This window comes from Variovorax sp. PBS-H4 (assembly GCF_901827205.1).
Lineage (GTDB): Bacteria > Pseudomonadota > Gammaproteobacteria > Burkholderiales > Burkholderiaceae_C > Variovorax.
In genome coordinates, this window is record NZ_LR594677.1 from 22,094 (window position 1) to 41,408 (window position 19,315).

The following is a 19,315-nucleotide window of genomic DNA, read 5'->3' on the forward strand; positions in this document are numbered from 1 at the left end:
TCCTTCAACCAGAGCAACGCAAAGGAGAGCTCCATGGCAAACCGCGTCGAAACCGTGGTCTACGACATCGTGAAAGCGGTGCGTGAGGTCCTGTCCCGTCACGACGTCACTTTCGAGGAATACCGCGCAGGCGTGGGCTTCTTGATGCAGTACGCGAAGGCGCCAGAGTACGAGATCCCTCTGGTTTGTGATCTGTGGTTCAACGCCACCATCACTGACAATGAAATGAAGCACCGCAAGGGCTCCACTACGAACGTCGAGGGACCGTACTTCCTGGAGAACGTACCGGTCATCAACGACGAAATTAAGACTCTCGACGATGGCAGCGAGCCTTTGGTACTCGAAGGGCGGGTGACGGACCTGGCGGGCAAGCCTATTAAGGGCGCGGAAATGTTCGTGTGGCACTCGGACAATCACGGACATTACAGCGGTTTCGATCCTGAACTTCCCCAAGACTCCTACCGGGGTAAGAAGATCATTGGTGCAGACGGTGAGTACCGGATTCGCACCCGTGTTCCTGCGCCGTATCCGATTCCGCATCACGGGCCGAGCGGCAAGCTGCTCGAGATGATGGGGCGGCATCCTTGGAGGCCGGCTCACGTGCACTTCAAGATTCGTGCTCCCGGTTTTCTGGAGCACACCACGCAATCGTACTTCACGGGCGGAAAGTGGGTCGATAGCGACTGCGTAGAAGGTGTTCGTCCGGCGCTGATTCACAACCTTGAAGATGCCAACGGCGCCAAGGTTCTGCGCAAGGACTTCAAGCTCGATCCGGCGTAGTCGGTCGGCATCACCAGTGGTCCAAAGTGGTGATGGGCGCGAAACGGTAATTGGGGTCGCGGGTGCATTTCGCACCATCGTCCCGTCGCACCTTCGCGACGGAATGGAGCTCCCTTTGCTGGGCCGCCATTGAGTCGTTTTCTCGGCGGGCGCGCGGAAATGAGCAATCGACTGGCCTGCGGATCACGATAGGACATGCAGCTGCCTTCGGTGGTCTCGCTTCCGCAGCGTCAGGTCTTGACTGGCGGCATGAAAGAGAGCTGTGAGTACCCGCACGAGTATCTGTCTGCGAAGCGCTTCGCTAGGGCGAAAAGGTCTCTGCGGGCGTTTAGTGTGAGGCTTGATGAAATATGACTGGTCCTACTTCTATCCGCAGACGTAAATTGCTGCTGGGCACTGGCGCCGGTTTGGTGAGCGTCGGCACTTTTGCGCAGCAGAATGCTTACCCAACGAAGCCAGTCCGTATCGTTGTGCCCTTTGCTGCAGGTACGGCGAGCGACTCACTCACTCGTTTAATCGCAGAGGGACTTGCCGAGCGTCTGAAGCAGCCTGTTCTCGTGGAGAACAGGCCGGGAGCAGGCGGAACGGTGGGCACTGAGCTGGCCTCTCGTAGCCCACACGATGGCTACACATTGCTGATGGCGGCTACGCCGAACGTGGCAATCAATCCAACGCTGTATGCGAGTTCTTCACTCGAGCCGGACAAGGCGTTTCGCGCGGTCGGCATGGTGGCGTCCGCTGCGAACGTCATCGTGGCTGGAAATCACATGCCCTTCAGCGATTTTCCCGGCATGCTTTCCTACGCGAGAGCAAATCCCCGGAAACTTACCTTCGCAACGTATGCGGTCGGGAGTACTGGGCATCTGGCTGGCGCCATGCTGAACGCGCGCGCAGGCGTTGATCTTCTTCATGTTGCAGCGGGCGACCCGCTCTCCCTAGCTGTCGGCGAACACGTCCAGCTGGCGTTCGTGACGCCCACCGCAACGTTGCCGTTGGTTCGCAGCGGCAAGCTCAAGGCTCTCGCTGTTACTTCCGCTAAGAGGCTCGGCATTGCACCGGACATTCCGACAGTTAGCGAGTCCGGTCTAAGGCACTTCAGTGCCGTAGCCTGGTATGGCTACGTGGTTCCACGGCGCACGCCGGACGAGATTGTTCGCGTACTGGAGGCTCACCTGCAAAGCACGATCCGCTCAGCAAAATTCGAGACCTTCGCGCGCACCAGTGGTAACGAGATCACTTGGCTCGGTTCAGACGAGTTCTCCTCTTATATGGAGAGCGAGCGCATCAAGTGGGGCGAGGCTGTCCGCAGGTCAGGTGCGAGGGCGGAATAGCCCGGCTCCTGCTCGCCTTGGGTCCGTAAAGAGAGCGTCGCGATGAAGGCAAGAACCTATGAAACCATCACCCTCAACTGAAGACGGCCTCGCATGGGCCCCGGATCCTAATGCAACGATGGGCTCTCTGACGGGAACTCTCAGCTCTCTGCTGCGAATCCCCTTCGAGGCTCAGGCATCACGGGTCTATAAGGCGCTCGCGACGTCGGGATACCCAGAAATACGGGAAGCTCATGGCGCTGTATTTAGGCACTTGCCGTTGGTGGGCGCCTCTGTGTCGGATTTGGCCAGACGCGCTGGGATGGCAAAACAGAGTATGGGTTATTTGGTCGACTCATTGGTGTCCCTCGGATACTTGGAGATTCGCAAGGATCCGTCCGACCGGAGAGTGAACATCGTACAGATGTCTCCCAAAGGTATCGAAATGATGCGCATCGCAACAGACATTGGTAAACGCATCGAGAACGAATGGGCTGAGCGGATGGGCGTGGTGGAGATGGGCTCGCTTCGAGCGCTGCTCAAGCTTTTGGCAAGTTCCATCCCAGATCTTGCCAATGCCGATGCCGATCCCGAAACGCGGCCGCCGGCCGATGTCTCATCGAATTAACACTGGAGAAAATATGTACGTCGCAATCTTCTTTCAGGATCTCCCAGGTACCGCCTCTAAGAGGCAAGCTGTCGTATCCGAGCACCGCAAGTATATGGAAGTGAATGCTGCAAAGGTGCTTGCTGCAGGGGCCACATTCACCGATGACGGGAAATCTGTTAAAGGAGGCAGTTACGTGGTGAAAGTGGCTGATATGGCTGAAGCCCGGAAGTTCGTAGATGACGACCCGTTCACCAAAGCAGGTTTGCGAGCTGTGGTGTTCATTCAGCCTTGGATTCGAGCGGTGTTCGACGGGAAGTTCAATATTCCCACCGATGACAGTCCGCTCTACGCCGACTCAGTTGCTTGAGCCCCTGCGATGCCTGACTTCACATATCAGGGCCTAGCCAGCCGGGTAGTCTTCGGCCGTGGGACGATATCCGCATTGAAGCGGGAGGTCGAGGCCCTTGGCTGCCGGCGAGTTCTGGTTGTCTCCACCTCACAGCAGACTGCGGATGCCGACCGCGTGAAGGCTCGCCTTGGTGATTTGCACGCGGCGACCTTTTCGGGCGCTGCCATGCACACACCCACTGATGTTACGGCCCGTGTTCTGGAGCTTGTGCAAGAGCAAGCTATAGACGGGGTGGTGGCCATTGGTGGTGGGTCGTCCATCGGTCTATCTAAGGCAATTGCACTGCACACCGATCTACCTCAGCTCGTGGTGCCGACGACTTACGCCGGCTCGGAGATGACACCAATACTGGGGCAAACCGAAAACGGAGTAAAGACGACGCAGCGGACACTTAGAGTGCTGCCGGAAACCGTTGTCTACGACGTTGAGCTGACGCTCACTCTTCCGCCCTTAATGTCTGTTGCGAGCGGCTTAAATGCTTTAGCCCACGCCGCTGAGGCGCTTTATGCGCAGGATTGCAATCCGATTGTATCGTTGATGGCGTCAGAGGGAATTACTGCCCTATACGACAGTCTTCCGCGCATCAAGTCAGATCCAGCCGATCTGGACGCTCGTGCGAGCGCGCTGTATGGATCATGGCTGTGCGGGATTTGTCTGGCGTCCACCTCCATGGGACTGCACCACAAGCTTTGTCATACGTTAGGGGGAACTTTAAATCTTCCTCATGCCGAGACACACGCGGTGGTACTCCCGCATGCTCTCGCTTACAACACGCCTGCCGTGACAGACGCACTCAAGATTATGGAGCGTGCACTTGGAGGCGGCGACGTGCCGGCCAAGCTGTACGACATGACCAAGAGCAGCGGCGCCACAGTCGCTTTGAAGGACCTCGGCATGGCTGAATCGGACATTCCTGTTGTTGTTCAGGCCGTAATGAGCAAGCCATATGCGAACCCAGTGCCGCTCAGTGCTGGCGCCATCGAAAAGCTGCTCAGGAACGCATGGGGCGGTGTGCGTCCGGATCAATCAAATTCTCCGCATGCATAACATGTCCAGCCAACAAACCTTAGGTGCACAAACCGGTGGAGCGCCGACCGACACCATCGAGTCGATTGAAACTCAAATCGTCGATCTGCCACTGAAGAAAGTTCACAACCACTCCAGTGGAACGCACGGGACACAGTCGCTCGTAATGGTTACTCTGAGAACCAGTAGTGGTGCCGTCGGCTATGGCGAGGGCGGAACCCCCGCCGGCACTGCTTTCTGGGGTGGTGAATGCAGCGAGACCATCAAGGAGATCATAGATAGATACCTAGCGCCGGCCGTGCGGGGCGTCAATGTCTTTTCTCACGAGTTAATTCTCAAAGCGATGGACCGTGCGTCAGCCAGAAACAACTTTGCCAAAGCGGCGGTCGATGTCGCCGTGCATGACGCTGTGAGCAAGTTGTACGGTGTACCGGTCAGCGCGCTTTACGGTGGACGGGCACGATCTTCGATTCCTGTACTGTGGGCTTTAGCGTCCGGTGATCTCTCATACGACGTTGCAGACGCGGAGCGGCAACTCGAGGCGAAAAAGCATCGAACCTTCAAGCTTAAGATCGGAATGGGGGATCCTTTGGAGGAGACGGCCCGCGCGATTCAAACGGCCGAAGCTGTATGGAAGATCGACGCCGCCGCCGTGTTCACGGTAGACCTCAATCAAGCTTGGGACGAACCGACTTGCATGCGCCTGCTGCCCAGATTGCAGAGGGCGGGTTTTGGGTTGATCGAGCAACCACTTCCGCGGTGGAACCATGAAGGTATGGCGCGGGTCGCAGCGCGCCTGGATATTCCCATTGCTGCCGATGAAGGTCTTTGGGACAGCCATGATGCATACGCCTCCTTCAAGGCCTGTTCGACTGACGTGTATGGCGTAAAAATCGCCAAGGGTGGTGGCATCCGTCGAGCGTACAAGGCCGCGGGTGTGGCTGAGGCTGCCGGGATTCCGATTTACGGTGGCATGGCGCTAGAGAGTTCCATCGGGACAGCCGCGGGCCTTCAGCTATTCAGCGCGCTGCCGGAGCTCGCGTGGGGATGCGAGCTGATTGGTCCGCTGCTGTTAGCCGATGACCTTACGACTGCACCTACGGTCTATCGGGACTACGAAGTGGTCGTTCCGGACGGAATCGGGCTCGGGGTCCAGCTTGACCATGAGAAAATCAACTTCTACGCACGAAAAAATGGATAGCTTTAACTTCAGAATTCCTTCTGCGCACGGCGATTTTGACGGGTACTTCACGTCGAGGGCAGACTCACCGCAGCCAGGAATCGTTTTGCTGCCCGAAATTTTCGGAGCAAACAATGCGATGCGCTTGGCGGCCGAGCAATTTGCTGACGCTGGCTTCGCCGTGCTCGTTCCGGACGTGTTCAACCAGATCTCCCCTCGCATTGAGCTCGGGTATTCCGATGCGGAGCGTACAAAGGCAATCGGTTTGTGGGAATCGATGGACGAAACCCTTGGTGTCGCTGACTGCTATGCGGCAGTGGACGCTTTGAGAGCGCACCCGAGCTGCAATGGTCGGGTGAGTGTCCTCGGTTTCTGCCTTGGCGGGAAGTTTGCGCTTAACATGGCTGCGAACGGCGGTATCGATGCCTGTATTTCCTTCTACCCAGTTCGCGTCCAAGACTATCAGGAGTCGCTCTTTTCATTGAAGTGTCCCACTCAGGTGCATGTAGGTGACCAAGATGCTCATATCCCGCCGGCGGTTCAGGAAATCCTAGAGAAGGCCTTGAACAAGCCTGGCCAGCAGGAAACACTTGTATATGCAGGTGCCGGTCACGGATTCTTCAATTCGATTCGCTCATTCGGGTATGCACCTGACGCAGCGACGAAATCGTTCGAGTCCACGGTCAGCTTTCTCAAGGCTAACGTAAGCTAAGAATGGTGGACGCGCGCTTAGGTCCGCGGCCAGAGGTAAACTAGCTCTTTGCGCTGAAGTACCACCATGTGGTTCCTTCGACATTGTTCTGACCCGCCTTGCGGGCTTCCCTGAGCCTAGGCAGCAGGCAGCAGGCAGCAGGCAGCAGACGACAGGTAAACGCAGAGGCGAAGTCAGAAGGCAGAGGCACAGGCAGAGGCAGAGGCAGAGGCAGAGGCAGAGGCAGAGGCAGAGGCAGAGGCAGAGGCAGAAGTCGGCGGGATAAGAAATTCGCGGCGGTTCGCTCACATTCTTATCTGCAAGTAGAAGGATAGATCGCAATTTGTGAGGGGGCCACACTGCGACATGATGACGCTCGTAGCTTGGCGACTTTCAGGAACTGTTTTGTACCTTATGCTTCCAACCACATAGAGAGTGCAAACTCGATATTTTTGGTGAGGCAAACGCCCGTATGACGAGGCACTTACCGACAAGCGCCCGCGCTCACCTCAACCCGCAGAATCTTCGAGTACTCCTCGCGATAGAAGAGCACGGCAGTCTATCCCGCGCGGCACGGCAGGTGAATCTAGTGCCCTCAGCGGTTAGCCGCCGCGTCACTGAGCTTGAGCAAAGCCTGGGGACACAGTTACTCAGGCGGTCAGCGCATTCGGCGGAGTTCACCGCAGCGGGTCGAACAGTGCTCTCACGCGCGCGCGCAATCCTCGGAGAGATGGATGCGCTCGCTGTTGACCTTGCGGCGTTATCTGCAGGAACTCGGTAAGTGTCCGAGCATCCCCGTGCTTGACGGGCTCGTCGCTTTCCGCCCTCAGACGTCCAGTACGTGCCTGAGGGCGCCGTAGGGCACGCTCCAGGAGTTGCCGTCGCCGGTGGAGACGGTGGCCGTCTTGGGATTGCAGCGCGTGATCACACCCACATGGACCTGCAGGTGGCGATCCGTGAAGGAGATCTTCTGGCCGCGGTGGAAGTCCGCCCGCGTGGGTCGCGGTGGGCTTGGCTCTGTCGCCGCGGCGGCCGTCTGCGGCCTGTCACCCGGCATGGGCGGCTCGATCGCCGCGTAGGGCAGCCTCCACTGCCCTCGCACCTCGGTGCCCTCCAGGGTCACCTGCGTGTCGCGCATCTCGATGACCCGTCCCAGCCGCATCTTGTCGTGGCGATCGTCGTAGAAGCGCACCACCTGCCCCAGGTGCAGGTCCCGGCGGATAGCCACGATGCGCCGCGGGTCCGTCAGCAGCCTCTCGACCACCGCCGCCAGCTGGTACAGCTGCAGGCTCGTGGCGCGGCCCAGAGACTCGATCAGCGCCACGTCCTGCATCGGCGGTGCCCGCTCGCTCATGCTGCCGGCTTCCAATGCATGGGCAGCAACTCGTGCAGCCGGTCCTGGCGATGGCCGTTGATCCTCTCCAGCACGTCACGCAGGTAGGCGTACGGCTCCACCCCGTTGAGCTTGGCCGTCTCGATCAGGCTGAAGGCCACGGCCGCAGCCTGCCCACCGCGCTCGGAGCCGGCGAACAGCCAGTTCTTCCTGGACAGCACCACCGGCTTCAGCGCTCGCTCGCTCCAGTTGTTGTCCGCCTCCAGGATGCCGTGCTCCACGAAGGTGTTCAGCGCCTGCCAGTTGCTCAGCGCGTAGCCGAAGGCCTGCCCCAGCGGCGACTTGGGCAGCAGCGTGGGCGCATGCCCGGCCAGCCAGCTGTGGAACTGCTGCATCAGCGGCCTGGTCTGCTGCTGGCGCACTTGCAGGGGTCTCCTCGTTTTCAGTGCAATAAGTGACGGTACGAAAAGCTAGCACTGGCGCGGAGGTGGTGTTGGTAGATCGTTGATTTCATTGACTTTCCTGTTCACTTTCAAATCTGCGATTCGTGGCGTCAAACCGTGGTCGGTTTCATCCATTGGTGCCAGTTATCGATGCATTTGGCCGCGAAGGCAGGATTTGGTCAGCATAGCGGTCAACCGGGAAGCGAAACACACCCCGCAAGTTGATGCTCTCCAGCCTGGTGGGCGCAATCTTCCCGATCAGTTCCGGTGGAATGACCTGGCGGCGGTTCGACCAGCGATCCAGGACCGCCTGCATCTGTGAGGTATTCCACGCCATCACGATGTTGGCCATCAGGCTCAACGCATCGGCCACAGCCTGCATTTCATCGACACGTTTGGCCTGCGCCGGGCTGATCCGGCCGGTATAAATGGCGCGCTTGAGGGCGTTAACAGCCTCGCCCCGATTGAGCACCCGGCGCAACTCGTTCCTGAAAGCGTCCTTGACAAAGTAGTCAGCCAAAAACGCCGTACGCAGCAACCGCCCCAATTGCACGCCAGCCTCATAGATTGGATCGCCCTGGGCGGCAGAACCGAACCGCGCAAGAGCTGCCACCGCACTGGCATGTCCGCTCATGACCGAGGCTGCCAGGTGCACCAGACTATCCCAATGCTTTTCGATCAAAGCGACGTCGACATTGGCTTCGCACACCGCAGCGATTTCTGCGGGCACTTTGGTGCCGCGTGGCACAAAGAGGTGGCGCTGTTTGAGTTCCTTCAACCGCGGGCAAAGATCAAAACCAAGCAAACGGGCATGTGACATGGCAAAGTCGGTGTAGCCATGGGTATCCACAGCAAGCTGGCTGGTCTCCAGCTTTTCTTGGCGGATGACACCTTCAATGGCCACGCCCGCCTGGCGCTCATTGAGCACAAAGGGCTGCGCATGGAAGATGCCCCACCGGTCTTTTACATGGGAGTAGATTCCAATGGAAGGTGTGTTGCGCCGAGGATCAAGCCGGGCTTGCCACACCCGTTTGGTGGTCTCCATGGTCATCATGTCAGAAGATGCCAAATCGGACCGCCCCCAGGTGGCGGCAATCGGGTGTCGCTGCATGAATTCCAGCACAGCCTGGCAGGCCTGGCTCAGACGCCGTTCGTCCCGCGCCCAGCGCATGGCCTGGCGAATGCTGGTGGCAGACAATTGCGGAATCATGCGCGCGCATTCGACCGCAGTCAGACTGGTGCCGTGGGCCATGATGCCGGCATAGACCATCAGCAGCTCGTCGGTAGAGCGCGGCTCACGTCCGAGCATGATCCAGCTAAAGCGCACCTGGGCGTCAACGGCCAGAATCACTTCCGGCAATTGAACCTCACCGATGCGGTGATCCAAAGCCGCGCGCAGCTTGGTCACTTCTGGGTCTTCGTCCTCTGCGGGCAATGGCGACAAATGGAGTTCATCATCCACGCGCAGTACGCCACTGCGGGCTGCAGCGGCCACCGCATCGACACCGGCAGTTACTCTGGCCAGCAAAGGCTTCAAGAAAGTGGCAGCCTTGCTGGGTAACGATAGACGGGCATAGTGTTTCTTGGACTCTGCCTGCCAACGCTCGTCCGTGAAGAACAAGCGCGCACGACCCCGAAAGCTCAGGCTGTGCTCAATCCAGACCGAGCCATTGCGCACCGCGCGGCGCAGGGCAAACAGGGTGGCCACCTCCAACGCCTGAAACGCCCGTTCCCGGTCTGGGCTGGAGATCGAAACCTGCCAGATCATTCCCAGACTTGGTGCCACCACTTCAACTGGCAGCTTTCTGGATCCTTTGAGATATAAACCTAGAAACGGCAGTTGAGCCATGACGTGAACGCAGAAAATCGTTTGCTGGCAGGAACTTATGGCTGTTCATGGCAGCTGCGGAGCAGTTCCAAATGGGTGAGTCCAGGCCGCGCCGATTAGCCCTCCTGCCTCAAGCACTTGGGCGATTTTTGGTGCCGCAACTGCCGTTTCTAGGATAAAGCTTGCAGCTTGGCAAGGTACTCGATGGCAGGATGCTCGCCGGTGGCCTGCCAGGGCAGCTTTGCAATGGCGACGAGCAACGACCGCACGGGGCGAATTCCATCAATCAATCCCTCGCGGACCAGGGAGGCCCTGCTCGGTGGTTTGCGTTTCTGGGTTTCGGTGATCAAGGCTTCAAGACGGGCACGCAACTCAGCATCTGGCACCGCACCTTGCGCGCTCAAGGCAACAAGTTCGCCGAGCAGCGTTTTGTACATTGCGGCCCAATTGACGGTAGCGGGGACATCGGCGGCAGCCTGACGCCACAGATCGGCGATCCGGCGCTGCACCATAAGGATCAACTGGTCTGTGGTGGTGAACAGGCAATACCGAAGAAAGCATGCGACCTCCACGGTGCGCGCTGGCTCTTTGATCTTGGCTCCGGCTGAGGGCGGCCTGGAGACAAGTCGGCGCGCGTAGCGGCGCAAGATGAGATCGGGGATGTCTGCCAGGTGCTTATGAACGTCCAGCGTGTAAAGCAGGTCGATGCGCTCCAGTACCTCGCTGATTTGGCGGGTTGAGTGTTTCGCCGGTGCAGCCCATAGCCAACTCTGCTGGGTTTGTCCATCTGGGCGCAGCTCTGAAACTGAGGCTCGCCAGCGATCAAGTGTTGCTGGATCAACGCTGGCGGCGATGGCGGTGCCTGTTTCAACTTCAAGCTGGGCAAGTGCCGCCGCAATCAGTGTCCGAATTGCCCGCTCGTGCACGATCACCAGCTTGTTCTTGTACAGCCATTGACGCGCCCGCACGAGTAGCTGATCGCGGTCGGCGCAGCGCGCCACTTCGTCGCGCAGTTCACGTACCAGTGAGCGGCGCTGGTGCTCGCTCATCCACTGGAATCCAAGGACCGTGCAGGCTACTTGTTGGTGATCGAATAGCGTGCGCCCGCGTTCATACATGGCTCTCAGCGAGGCGACTTCTGGTGCTGCAATGCCAAGCTCGTTGCCAAGGTGGCGCCACAAGGCTACTGGAATTACCCGAAAGGCACCGAGCAAACGCCCACTCATGCGCAGGAAACCAATATGGAGCGCCAGACCAAGCTTGTGGGAATCACCTCGGCGTGCATTGATTGCGTCGCGCTCGGCACCATCGAAGGTGAAAAATGCCTTCATCTCGAAGTCGCTGATATCGCGGGGGAGCCCACGCATCCCCAAAAACGTTGTGTGCCAACCCTGCATCGTGAACCTCAAAAGTGGGAGGCCACCATACCCGTTTACAAAGCGAACAGGAAAGTCAATGAAATCAACGGTCTACCCAGACCACCCCCGCGCCAGTGCTAGCTTTGCGTACCGTCACTTATTGCACTGAAAACGAGGAGACCCCTTATAAGCGAAATCGTGTCAAGGCCGTTGGTGACAGAATCCACCAACCTGGTGGATCTGCCTGTCACCATCAACGCCCGCGCCCCTTGTCCTCTGCCCTGCCCTGCTCCGGGCTTGGCTTCCCTGGCTGCTGCGTCTGCTCGACGCCCTGCCCGCCCTGCTGCACCGTGGCCCGCTGCAACGCCTCGACCTGCTCGGCGTGCCGCGTCTTGATCGGCGGCATCTGCTTGACGAACTGGACAACCTCGACCGCTAGGCGCTTGTCGTCCTGGTCGCCGGTTGCCAGCGCCCGCGCCACCGTGCCGAAATCGTGCTGCACGCTCTTGCGCTGCGCGATGATGTTGTCGTGCGCCGGGTTGACGTGCTTGCGCCCTGCCCTTGCCTCCAGCTCGGCCGCCTCACGCTGCGAGGCGGACACGCGGGCCGGTGCCTTGCGCCTGCCTTTGGCGTGTTCTCGGTCGATGTGGCGGACGGCCTGCTTCTCGGCCTTCTGCACCACGCCCCGCACCTTCCTGGGCGTTGCGTTGGCCTCGATGCCCTGCTCCCGCAACTTCTCGGCGAACGTCTCGCGCCAGTGCTGCAAGTCGGCCTTGCGCGGGTTGAGCCTCACGCCGTCCAGGTCAACAGCCTTGACGGCTAGGTGAACGTGCGGGTGCTTCTCGTCGTCGTGTGCGGCAAAAACGTACTGGTGATTGCCGAACAGCTCGGACGCGAAGGCGCGGGCTGCATTCTTCACCGAAGCCCGGTCGGTGCCGGGCGGCATGGACAGCACGATGTTGAACGCCTCGCGCTTCTTGCCATCCTCGTAGGGGATGCCACCGCCGCGCCAGTCGTCGCGGACAGCTCGCACGTCTTCCTTGCCCTGGTGAACCCTGCCCTGCTCGTCCTCCAGCTCGACGGCCCCGTTCCGCGATATGTAGTCCATGTGCGCCTTGATGCTGCGCATGTCCTTACCGCCGCCCGAAATCTTCACCATGACTTCGGGAGCCTTGCGCACGGTCGCTGCCAGCTTTTCACGCCCGGCCGGCCTCTTGGTCGGCGCGGCCTTGGCATAGCGCCCGCCCGCGATGTTCTTACCCTTGCGGCCCTGGACGCGGCCGTAATCCGCGCGTTCGCCCCAATCCTTGATAACGCCGTCAATCTCACGCTTCGCCATCGCCGGCCCCTTTCACCTGGATGCCCCAACGGCTAAGGCTGGCGTCCTGTACGGCCGCCACCTTATCGGTATGCCGGTAGATGTACGTCGCCAGCTTCTCTATCTGCTCGGTCTTGATGTTCGCCGGCTTGCCTTCGTTCAACCGCTTGGCGATCTGGTTCAGATTCCGACCGATAGCCCGAAGCTGGTAGGACGACTCCCATAGGGCTTTCGTCGTCTCCATCGTGAACTGCGGTTCGTGCGTGAGGCTCGCGCGCACGCAGTTGATAACCCAACGCTGCGGCGAACAGCCCTCGGCCTCGGAACGGGCCGTGATGCCCTGGAACTCGGTCGGAGTGAAACGGACTTCAAGGCGTTCTTTCGGCCCGTCGTCCGGCTCGCCCTCGGTTTGCTCTGCAATCCAGCGGCGAACGTCGGGAGGCATGTCGTCCTGGATGATGTAGCGCATCAGCGCCCGCATCACCACGGACGGATTCTTGTCTTGCTTGGCGCAATGCTCGTCCCATTGCGCCTTCAACGGAGCGGGTACGCGAAGACGATATACGTAGCTATCTCGTGTCGCCCCAATCTCGGCCTTGCGCGGCATAGGTGCCTCCTAATCGGGGTGGGGGGGTCAATGTGCAAACGTAGTGTAGCACACACTACCGGCGTTAGCCTATCCTGCATTAGCCCACACCCCCCCACACTCTTTTCGTCATGACGAAGTTTTGGCCCTCTTTTGTCGGGAAACGCGGTCTTGCACCCGACACTCACGGAAGAATTTCGTGATGGGAACGAAAAAGCCGCCTTACGGCGGCTTTTGCTTGGCATCGAAACGTGGCCTACAGCGGTGAACAAGTTCGCCCGGTCAGTCGGACACCCTCTTTCAATCCGTGCGCCTGGAACTGCCCTCGTGCAAGTTCCAGCGCGTCGGATGCTGGCTTGATCGAGAAATGGTAGTCGTCGGTTTCCGGCTGCATGTCCTCGATGGCAAACAAAAGCCCCGTGTCGTCAAAGAACCCGATGGACAAAGGAACGCGGGTATCTCGCATCCAGAACACGCGCGGTTCCGCCTTCGCCCAGGTGAACAACATGCCTCGGCCTACGTCGTCACGCTTGGCAAGTCCCCTCGCCTGCTGCTCGACTGTTTTCGCAACGGGCACGCCCGCCAGGGTCGTGCCGTTGGAAAAGTGAAGGTCGCAGGCTTCCCCCGGCTGCGCTGCGTGGGCTTGCTGTCTGCCGACAGCAAACGCCACGGCCAGCCCGCAGACGATCAGCGCGGCCAGGACAGCCCAGGCACGGCCGGGCCACGATGTAGCACGCCGCCCCCTTCCGCCCTTGCGGGCGGGGTGGGGAAAGGCGGCTGCGCCGCTGTGCCGGTTCATTTGTCGCTCTCCGTCAAGAGGTTGATCTTGCAGCGGCCGGCATCGACTTCATCATCGCCGCCGCCATCTTCGTAGCGGATGCGGATCAGGCCGGGCGTGGTCGGCCTACGATTCAGCAGGACAGCCGCCGCGCGCCCTTCGTACTCGACCAGCAACAGCGGCTTTTTCATGGCGTCCGGGTCGGATACGGCCTTGCCACGCGGCCAACTGGTCAACTCGCCCAGGTCGCCGGGTTCAGTGCCGCCCGCGCCCGTGTCGTCGCCATCGGTGCCGCCATCGGTGCCGGGGGTCGCCTTCGGCTTGGCCTTCGGCTCTGTGCCTTGCTTGTCGGTGCCGCCCTGATTGCCGCCCGAAATTTCGTCATGACGAAATTTTTCCGGGTCGCCGTCGCCGCCTTCGGTGCCAGCTCCAGCGCCGCCGCCCGTGTCGGTGCCGCCAGCGTCGGCAGGCGAGGGCAGGGGAGCGACTGGCTTCTTCTTGCCTTTCAGCACGTCGCCCAGGTCGGCCACGCTCCGGCGCGTGATGTCCTCGGCCGTGTCGCACCACTCCTGCACCTGCTCGGGGAACTTCTCGGCGAGTGCGCGCAGCTCGTAGAGAGTCTTCGGCGACGTGCAGCGGCCGGACGTATAGACGGCCTCGATGCAGGCGGGCGCTTCGACCAGTGCAAGCAGCTCGGTGATGGCGTTCGCCGGCTTGCCCAGGCGGCGGGCGACTTCTCCCTTCTTCACGCCTTCGTCCAGCTTGCGCTTGATGAACTTGGCGAGTTCCATCGGGCGCAGCGCGAAGCGTTTTTCGTTCGCGTTCACTTGGTCGAAGTCGTCAAAGTCTTCATCGACAACCACGGGGATGTCTTCGACCTTGGCCCACTCCGAGCCGAGATAGCGCAGCTCGCCGTCGTTGATGATCCACTTGCCGGGCTTCGTCGGGTGCGGCTTCACGGAAATGGGCAGCTTCACGCCCCGTTCCTTGATGTTCTGGCCGATTTCCTCGATTTCCTCCGGCTTCTTCTCGGTGCGCGGCTGGTTCGGATCGGGTTCGATGTCGGTCAGCTTGACGCGCATCGCCTTGCCGTCCGGCTGCGCGGCAGCGGGGCCGGCCGGGACGGGCTTTTCTTCCAGTGCGGACAGGTCAAGGGCCATTACTCAACTCCCATTTGCGTGGCGATCTTGGAGAACACGGGGCGGATGTGCGCCCAGGCTTCGCGGGCGCTGCTCTTGCCGAGCTTCCAGACGGGCAGGCCAGCGGCTTGCGCTTCTGGAATGGCGGTCGTCTTCTTGATGGCGGCAAAGCCGGCACCGAGGGGAATCAGCAGCTTGGCGAAGGCGGCCGACAGGTCGCGCAGGTTCTCGCGCTGGAAGGGGGTCGGCTCCACGATGTTGGGAAGGATGCCGATCAGCTCCAGCTTCTTGTTGATGGTCGCCTTGATCTTGCGAATCCCGATGTTGTCGTGATTCAGCAAGTCGCCGATGCCGTCGATGGCTTCCTGGTTGAGCTGGAGCGGAGACAGCACGAAGTCGCCGACGACGAGGCTCGCCAGTTGGCGAATGTCCGGGTTCGGGTTGGTGTCGATGACGCACACATCGAAGCGGTCGGCAATGTCGGCCAGGAACGTGTAAAGGTTCGTGGCGAACTTGTTGTGCTCGGCGGCCTGCTTCTCCATCTTGATAAGCTCGGCATCGCCGGGCACCAAGACAAAATCAGCGTGCTCGATGCTCGCGGCGTCGGTCTTCGAGGTCAGAAGGCGGCTGCTGGTGATGGCGGACACGGTGGCGAGGCCGCCCGTGCGGATGGCTTTCGACGTGTTGCGTTGGTGGTCGAAGTCGATCACGAGGACGCGCTTTTTCAGCACGTCGGCGAGGTAGTAGGCGAACTGGACGGCGACGGCCGACTTGCCGACTCCGCCTTTCTGGTTCGCAAGAACTAGCGTTTTCATGCCCGGTTACTCCTTCAAGAAATTGCGGACGGTTGTCACTGAGGTTTCAATGCCTTGTTCGCGCAGGAATGCGACGATCTGGCGGATCGTGTAGCCCTTGTCCCGTAGGGTTCGCATGTCCTGGTCGAACGGCTCCAAGACGGTGGCGGCCAGCTTGGGCTTCTCGCGTGCCATGAACGCATCGACGCGCTGCTTCTCGGCCTTCGCCATGAAGCGGTTGCGAACGACGTTCGCCTGCTGCCTGGACATTTCGTGCGCCGCTGCCGCATCGGACAGCGGCACACCTTCGACCAGTAGGGCACGCGCTACACCCAAGGAACGCTCCGACCACTTGCTACACGTCGCAGCGACGCGGGCGAACTCCGCTTCGCTCATCCTTGGGGTGGCGGCCGTCATTCATTGGCCCGCCCGGAACTGTTCGCGCTTCTCCTTGCCCGGAGCGCCGAAAGTGAAGTCCTCCACCACGAAGTTGTAGCCGTACACGTCCTCGCCATCCTTCTGGAAGTTGTTGTTCTCGATGCGGTAGTCAACGATCAGTTGATCGCCCTTCATCGCGTTCTTGGCGATGGCCTCGGCCTTGGCCCGGAAGGCGGTGAACTGGATCGACACCGAGCGTTCGCGCGCCTCGCCGGTTTCCTTGTCCTTGCCGGCGTATTCGTTGGAAATGAGGGTGAAGCGTGCGACGGCGCGATCACCGTTGCCGCTGACGACAACGGCCTTGGCGAGATTGCCCACGAAGACGTTCTTCTGCATGTCGGTTTCTCCTGGTTGAACGGCCGAAGGTGGCCGTGCTCGAAGTATAACACCGAGAAAACAGGAAATGCAACAGGTAGAAAACAACAAGAAAACAACAAGAAACGCGAGCGGCACGCCATCGCACTAGGAAAAACAGCGGTTTCATGCACTCTGACGAAAGCCAGAAAACGAGCGCAGCGCAAAAGGCCGTAAAAGGCCGCCAGAAGGCCGAAGGCGCGGGCGTGTGGGGTAGGGCCACCCAGGGCGAGAACGTGCGTAGGCGGCCCGTCTGCGCGCGCAGGCGATGGTTCAAAGGGGGAAGGGTAGGGTAGGGGGTTCAAGCGTCGAAGACGCCTTTCTCCCCGAAGGGCCGCAGGCCCGCGCGAGGGGAGGTGTGTGATCCGCTCGGCCCGCAGCTCGGCCGGAATGTCCACAATTCCGGGCGCTCCCACTACAGGCAATAAATATTTATAGGAAAGAAAAACCTACAGGCAAAAGCTATAGGGGGATGGGTGCGCGAACGCTCGCAAAGCCTTGTCCTGTAAGGCTTTCCGGCCATCCTGGCCGCGCCGTCTCAAGACAGTTTCAGCGTAGCGGCAAGACAGTTTCAGCGCAGGGCGCAAGATAGATTCATCGCGCCGTTCTGTGGATTGGATACGCAAGCCCTTGATTCGGCTGGCCTTCTTAGGCAAGACAAGTTCATCGTGGATAACTTCGGCCATCAACAGGCTTATCCACAAGCCAGCCGAGGCTAGGGCCGGTTCTGCGCGCGATCCTGGGCGAGTGACAGCAGCGCGTCGGCCACGTCGGCATAGTCTGCGCCCTGGGCTTTCAGCTCGTGCCAGATTTCGGCCTTGCCGGCCGTCCTGGTCACGTAGTCGGCCACGGCCGCGCCCTTGCGGCCGTCGATTCCTGGGCTGTGCTGCGCGATGGCGTCGGCCACGTCCTGGAAGGCGTAGCCCTTGCGGAACATGGCGACGGCGGCCATCCAGTCGGCCCGGCTGGCGTCGAAGTCGCCGCCGAACTGCGTTTTCAGGCTGTGCCATAGGCTGCGATACCACTCGGCCAGCTCTTGGGCCGTCTGCGGCGTCCTGGTCGCGGCCTGGGGCATGTTGCGGGCCTCCCGCTGGACGTGCGCGGCCATGCTGCGGGCTTGCTCGCGCTCGCGCTCGATCACGCCTCGCGCGATCTGCACCAGCTCGGCCGCGCCACTGGCCGGGCGGCCGTTGTAGCTGTCCAGCAGTACGAACGGCGAACGGCCCGCCGCGTCGATGTGTTCGGGCTTGCGGTTGGTGAAGCCGGCCAGCCGGCCGTAGTGCGCCGAGTCGGCGCTATTCGGGTCGCCGCCGTACTCGCGCGCAAGATGGCGGGCCACCTCGCGCCGCACGTCGGCCGGCATGTCGTCGTCCAGCTTGATCCACGCCTGATAGTTGCCCGGACTGGTCTGCACGGTGACGGCGGCAGGGTAGGGGCCGGCCTGGAGCCGGGCCAGCGTGCCCATGCTCAAGTCGTCCACCAGAATGAGCCGGCTCGGCGCGGAGCGCGCCGGGCGAACGTAGATGTCGCAGCCCTTGAAGTTCTCGCGCTTGAGCCAGTCCAGCGACTTCATGATGTCGGCCTCGCTCCACTCCCGATTGAGCATGCCGCGCTCTGCGTGGCGAATGCCGACTTCGTACAGGCTCGCACCCATGCCCTTGAGCTGGCGGGATACGGCGGCGCGGGTTCGGTCGTGCTGCATGCTGTTCTCCTTCGTTGGTGACGCCGGCGAGCTGGCCAGCTCGATGCGCTGTCACCACTACGGCGGGGCCATTGGTGACAAAGTTGGCCAACCTGGTGGATCTTCCTGTCACCACGCGGCCGGGTTCGATTGGTGACGCGGCCGCCCGGGCCTGGCCGCGATCGCGTCACCAATGGCGAAGGTCAAGCCTTCGGCGGGCGCTTCGACTGCGCTGCGGGCTTCAAGGCGGCCAGCAGGGCGGCGTTCTGCGTCTTGACGGCCTCCAGCTCGCCGCGCAGCTTCGCCGCGTCCTCGCGGGCCGTGGCGGCGGCATCGCGGGCTTTGTCGCGCTCGCTCTCGGCCTTGGTCATGCGTTCGGCGCTGCGGTGAACTTCTTCGGCCGCGCGCTTGCGTTGCTCGGCGTGTTGCTCGGCCTCGGCGGTCATCTTCGCGCGCAGGCCGGCCAGCTCGGCATTGCCGGCCGCCAGTTGGCGCAGGGCGTCGTCGCGCTCGCCTTCGGCTTCCTCGGCGCGCACGTCGGCTTGATCGCGGCGGGCCTTGGCCTCGTCGCGTTCTTGGCGCAAGCGGTCGGCGTCCTGGTGCGCTCGATCCAGCTCGGCGCGTAGCTCGGCCGCCCGGTGCTCCGTCTCCTGGGCCTTCTGCTCGGCCAGGGTGGCGCGGCGCTGGCTGTCTTCGTGCTGCGTGCGCAGCTCGGCCAGCTCGCCGGCTTGCTTATGCTGCTGCTCGATGGCGGCGGCGGCCTGGGCTTCCAGCTCGACAATGCGGGCCTGGGCGGCTTCCAGCTCTCCCGTCTGCGCCTCGAAGGCGGCCGACTGCTGCGCCGATAGCTCGGTGAGGTCGGTTTTCTCGGCCTCGAAGGCGGCCCGCGCGGCCTCTAGCGATTCGTTCGCCAGTTGCTGCGCCGTCTCCCAAAGGCTTTGCCCGGCTGTCTGCAAGACGCCGTGCAGCTCTGCCGGCAGCGGCTCGCGGACGGCCTGCACTTGCTTGCGCTGCTTGGCGCGCCATTCCTTCATGGCCTCGACCACGTTGTTCATGCCGGCGCGGCTGAGTTGGCGAACGGCTTCGACGTTCGGGAACTCGCCGTTCGGGCTGGCCGCGTGCAGTTCATCGGCGGCGGCAAAGATGCGTTCTTTGATTTCCTGGTTCAGTGCCATGACTCGGCGCTCCTTTCGTCGTTGTAGTCGTAATAATACTATTACTATTATTACCGCGCAAGGGGTAAAAATGGCCGGGGGTTG

19 protein-coding genes and 2 pseudogenes are annotated in these 19,315 nt (G+C 61.1%); 8 read left to right on the forward strand and 13 right to left on the reverse strand.

Going from position 1 to position 19,315, the window contains the following annotated elements; translation table 11 throughout:
• Positions 1 to 33 precede the first annotated feature (33 nt).
• From E5CHR_RS31125 to E5CHR_RS32215, 8 genes are all read left to right on the forward strand, one after another.
• Positions 34 to 780 (forward strand): dioxygenase family protein, encoded by a 747-nt coding sequence (locus E5CHR_RS31125; protein ID WP_068673263.1) that lies wholly within the window; start codon positions 34 to 36, stop codon positions 778 to 780.
• A gap of 383 nt (positions 781 to 1,163) precedes the next feature.
• The gene (locus E5CHR_RS31130; RefSeq protein WP_159597437.1) at positions 1,164 to 2,111 is read left to right on the forward strand and encodes a Bug family tripartite tricarboxylate transporter substrate binding protein; all 948 of its coding nucleotides are present in this window, start codon (positions 1,164 to 1,166) and stop codon (positions 2,109 to 2,111) included.
• 118 nt (positions 2,112 to 2,229) lie between these two features.
• Complete coding sequence (locus E5CHR_RS32030; protein ID WP_068673267.1) at positions 2,230 to 2,718, forward strand: MarR family winged helix-turn-helix transcriptional regulator; 489 nt, start codon at positions 2,230 to 2,232, stop codon at positions 2,716 to 2,718.
• A 13-nt stretch (positions 2,719 to 2,731) separates the two neighbouring features.
• Positions 2,732 to 3,067: a YciI family protein gene (locus E5CHR_RS31140; protein ID WP_068673269.1), complete on the forward strand. Its 336-nt coding sequence runs from the start codon at positions 2,732 to 2,734 to the stop codon at positions 3,065 to 3,067.
• Between the two features lie 9 nt (positions 3,068 to 3,076).
• The gene (locus E5CHR_RS31145) at positions 3,077 to 4,156 is read left to right on the forward strand and encodes a maleylacetate reductase (protein WP_068673271.1); all 1,080 of its coding nucleotides are present in this window, start codon (positions 3,077 to 3,079) and stop codon (positions 4,154 to 4,156) included.
• Positions 4,149 to 5,336: a muconate cycloisomerase family protein gene (locus E5CHR_RS31150; protein ID WP_198161201.1), complete on the forward strand. Its 1,188-nt coding sequence runs from the start codon at positions 4,149 to 4,151 to the stop codon at positions 5,334 to 5,336. The genes E5CHR_RS31145 and E5CHR_RS31150 overlap by 8 nt, the downstream gene beginning before the upstream one ends.
• Positions 5,299 to 6,027, forward strand: a complete 729-nt coding sequence (locus E5CHR_RS31155) for a dienelactone hydrolase family protein (protein WP_232062356.1) — start codon at positions 5,299 to 5,301, stop codon at positions 6,025 to 6,027. Before E5CHR_RS31150 ends, E5CHR_RS31155 begins: the two co-directional genes overlap by 38 nt.
• 451 nt (positions 6,028 to 6,478) lie before the next feature.
• Positions 6,479 to 6,787 (forward strand): LysR family transcriptional regulator, encoded by a 309-nt coding sequence (locus tag E5CHR_RS32215; protein ID WP_083944095.1) that lies wholly within the window; start codon positions 6,479 to 6,481, stop codon positions 6,785 to 6,787.
• Between the two features lie 45 nt (positions 6,788 to 6,832).
• On the opposite strand, the gene E5CHR_RS31165 is transcribed toward E5CHR_RS32215, so the two are convergent.
• The 13 genes and pseudogenes from E5CHR_RS31165 to E5CHR_RS31225 form a co-directional block, all read right to left on the reverse strand.
• Complete coding sequence (locus tag E5CHR_RS31165; RefSeq protein ID WP_232062357.1) at positions 6,833 to 7,360, reverse strand: hypothetical protein; 528 nt, start codon at positions 7,358 to 7,360, stop codon at positions 6,833 to 6,835.
• Positions 7,357 to 7,761 carry an IS66 family transposase gene (locus tag E5CHR_RS31170; RefSeq protein WP_159597436.1) on the reverse strand — a complete coding sequence of 135 codons (405 nt, stop codon included), beginning with the start codon at positions 7,759 to 7,761 and terminating at the stop codon, positions 7,357 to 7,359. Before E5CHR_RS31170 ends, E5CHR_RS31165 begins: the two co-directional genes overlap by 4 nt.
• A gap of 148 nt (positions 7,762 to 7,909) precedes the next feature.
• Positions 7,910 to 9,607: pseudogene (locus E5CHR_RS31175) on the reverse strand (Tn3-like element IS1071 family transposase); the annotation flags it as partial.
• Positions 9,608 to 9,789: 182 nt separating this feature from the next.
• A pseudogene (locus E5CHR_RS31180) lies at positions 9,790 to 11,007 on the reverse strand (Tn3-like element IS1071 family transposase); the annotation flags it as partial.
• 214 nt (positions 11,008 to 11,221) lie between these two features.
• Positions 11,222 to 12,307 (reverse strand): relaxase/mobilization nuclease domain-containing protein, encoded by a 1,086-nt coding sequence (locus E5CHR_RS31185; protein WP_159597432.1) that lies wholly within the window; start codon positions 12,305 to 12,307, stop codon positions 11,222 to 11,224.
• Complete coding sequence (locus E5CHR_RS31190) at positions 12,294 to 12,893, reverse strand: plasmid mobilization protein (RefSeq protein WP_070697986.1); 600 nt, start codon at positions 12,891 to 12,893, stop codon at positions 12,294 to 12,296. Before E5CHR_RS31190 ends, E5CHR_RS31185 begins: the two co-directional genes overlap by 14 nt.
• Positions 12,894 to 13,128: 235 nt before the next feature.
• A complete protein-coding gene (locus tag E5CHR_RS31195) occupies positions 13,129 to 13,671 on the reverse strand; it encodes a DUF192 domain-containing protein (protein ID WP_159609098.1) in 543 nt (180 codons plus the stop codon).
• Positions 13,668 to 14,810, reverse strand: a complete 1,143-nt coding sequence (locus E5CHR_RS31200; RefSeq protein WP_159597431.1) for a ParB/RepB/Spo0J family partition protein — start codon at positions 14,808 to 14,810, stop codon at positions 13,668 to 13,670. The genes E5CHR_RS31195 and E5CHR_RS31200 overlap by 4 nt, the downstream gene beginning before the upstream one ends.
• Positions 14,810 to 15,604 carry a ParA family protein gene (locus tag E5CHR_RS31205; RefSeq protein WP_070697983.1) on the reverse strand — a complete coding sequence of 265 codons (795 nt, stop codon included), beginning with the start codon at positions 15,602 to 15,604 and terminating at the stop codon, positions 14,810 to 14,812. Before E5CHR_RS31205 ends, E5CHR_RS31200 begins: the two co-directional genes overlap by 1 nt.
• A 6-nt stretch (positions 15,605 to 15,610) precedes the next feature.
• Positions 15,611 to 16,000: a hypothetical protein gene (locus E5CHR_RS31210; protein ID WP_081340476.1), complete on the reverse strand. Its 390-nt coding sequence runs from the start codon at positions 15,998 to 16,000 to the stop codon at positions 15,611 to 15,613.
• Positions 16,001 to 16,357, reverse strand: a complete 357-nt coding sequence (locus tag E5CHR_RS31215; protein WP_070697982.1) for a single-stranded DNA-binding protein — start codon at positions 16,355 to 16,357, stop codon at positions 16,001 to 16,003. It abuts the gene before it with no gap.
• Positions 16,358 to 17,090: 733 nt separating this feature from the next.
• Complete coding sequence (locus tag E5CHR_RS31220) at positions 17,091 to 18,077, reverse strand: RepB family DNA primase (RefSeq protein WP_159597430.1); 987 nt, start codon at positions 18,075 to 18,077, stop codon at positions 17,091 to 17,093.
• A gap of 182 nt (positions 18,078 to 18,259) precedes the next feature.
• A complete protein-coding gene (locus E5CHR_RS31225) occupies positions 18,260 to 19,231 on the reverse strand; it encodes a DNA-binding protein (protein ID WP_225011477.1) in 972 nt (323 codons plus the stop codon).
• Positions 19,232 to 19,315 lie beyond the last annotated feature (84 nt).

Coding starts and splice junctions, on each gene's coding strand:
- E5CHR_RS31125 (WP_068673263.1), top strand. CDS start 34: ATGGCAAACCGCGTCGAAACCGTGGTCTACGACATCGTGAAAGCGGTG.
- E5CHR_RS32030 (WP_068673267.1), top strand. CDS start 2,230: ATGGGCTCTCTGACGGGAACTCTCAGCTCTCTGCTGCGAATCCCCTTC.
- E5CHR_RS31140 (WP_068673269.1), top strand. CDS start 2,732: ATGTACGTCGCAATCTTCTTTCAGGATCTCCCAGGTACCGCCTCTAAG.
- E5CHR_RS31145 (WP_068673271.1), top strand. CDS start 3,077: ATGCCTGACTTCACATATCAGGGCCTAGCCAGCCGGGTAGTCTTCGGC.
- E5CHR_RS31150 (WP_198161201.1), top strand. CDS start 4,149: ATGCATAACATGTCCAGCCAACAAACCTTAGGTGCACAAACCGGTGGA.
- E5CHR_RS31155 (WP_232062356.1), top strand. CDS start 5,299: ATGAGAAAATCAACTTCTACGCACGAAAAAATGGATAGCTTTAACTTC.
- E5CHR_RS32215 (WP_083944095.1), top strand. CDS start 6,479: ATGACGAGGCACTTACCGACAAGCGCCCGCGCTCACCTCAACCCGCAG.
- E5CHR_RS31165 (WP_232062357.1), bottom strand. CDS start 7,360: ATGAGCGAGCGGGCACCGCCGATGCAGGACGTGGCGCTGATCGAGTCT.
- E5CHR_RS31185 (WP_159597432.1), bottom strand. CDS start 12,307: ATGGCGAAGCGTGAGATTGACGGCGTTATCAAGGATTGGGGCGAACGC.
- E5CHR_RS31190 (WP_070697986.1), bottom strand. CDS start 12,893: ATGCCGCGCAAGGCCGAGATTGGGGCGACACGAGATAGCTACGTATAT.
- E5CHR_RS31195 (WP_159609098.1), bottom strand. CDS start 13,671: ATGAACCGGCACAGCGGCGCAGCCGCCTTTCCCCACCCCGCCCGCAAG.
- E5CHR_RS31200 (WP_159597431.1), bottom strand. CDS start 14,810: ATGGCCCTTGACCTGTCCGCACTGGAAGAAAAGCCCGTCCCGGCCGGC.
- E5CHR_RS31205 (WP_070697983.1), bottom strand. CDS start 15,604: ATGAAAACGCTAGTTCTTGCGAACCAGAAAGGCGGAGTCGGCAAGTCG.
- E5CHR_RS31210 (WP_081340476.1), bottom strand. CDS start 16,000: ATGACGGCCGCCACCCCAAGGATGAGCGAAGCGGAGTTCGCCCGCGTC.
- E5CHR_RS31215 (WP_070697982.1), bottom strand. CDS start 16,357: ATGCAGAAGAACGTCTTCGTGGGCAATCTCGCCAAGGCCGTTGTCGTC.
- E5CHR_RS31220 (WP_159597430.1), bottom strand. CDS start 18,077: ATGCAGCACGACCGAACCCGCGCCGCCGTATCCCGCCAGCTCAAGGGC.
- E5CHR_RS31225 (WP_225011477.1), bottom strand. CDS start 19,231: ATGGCACTGAACCAGGAAATCAAAGAACGCATCTTTGCCGCCGCCGAT.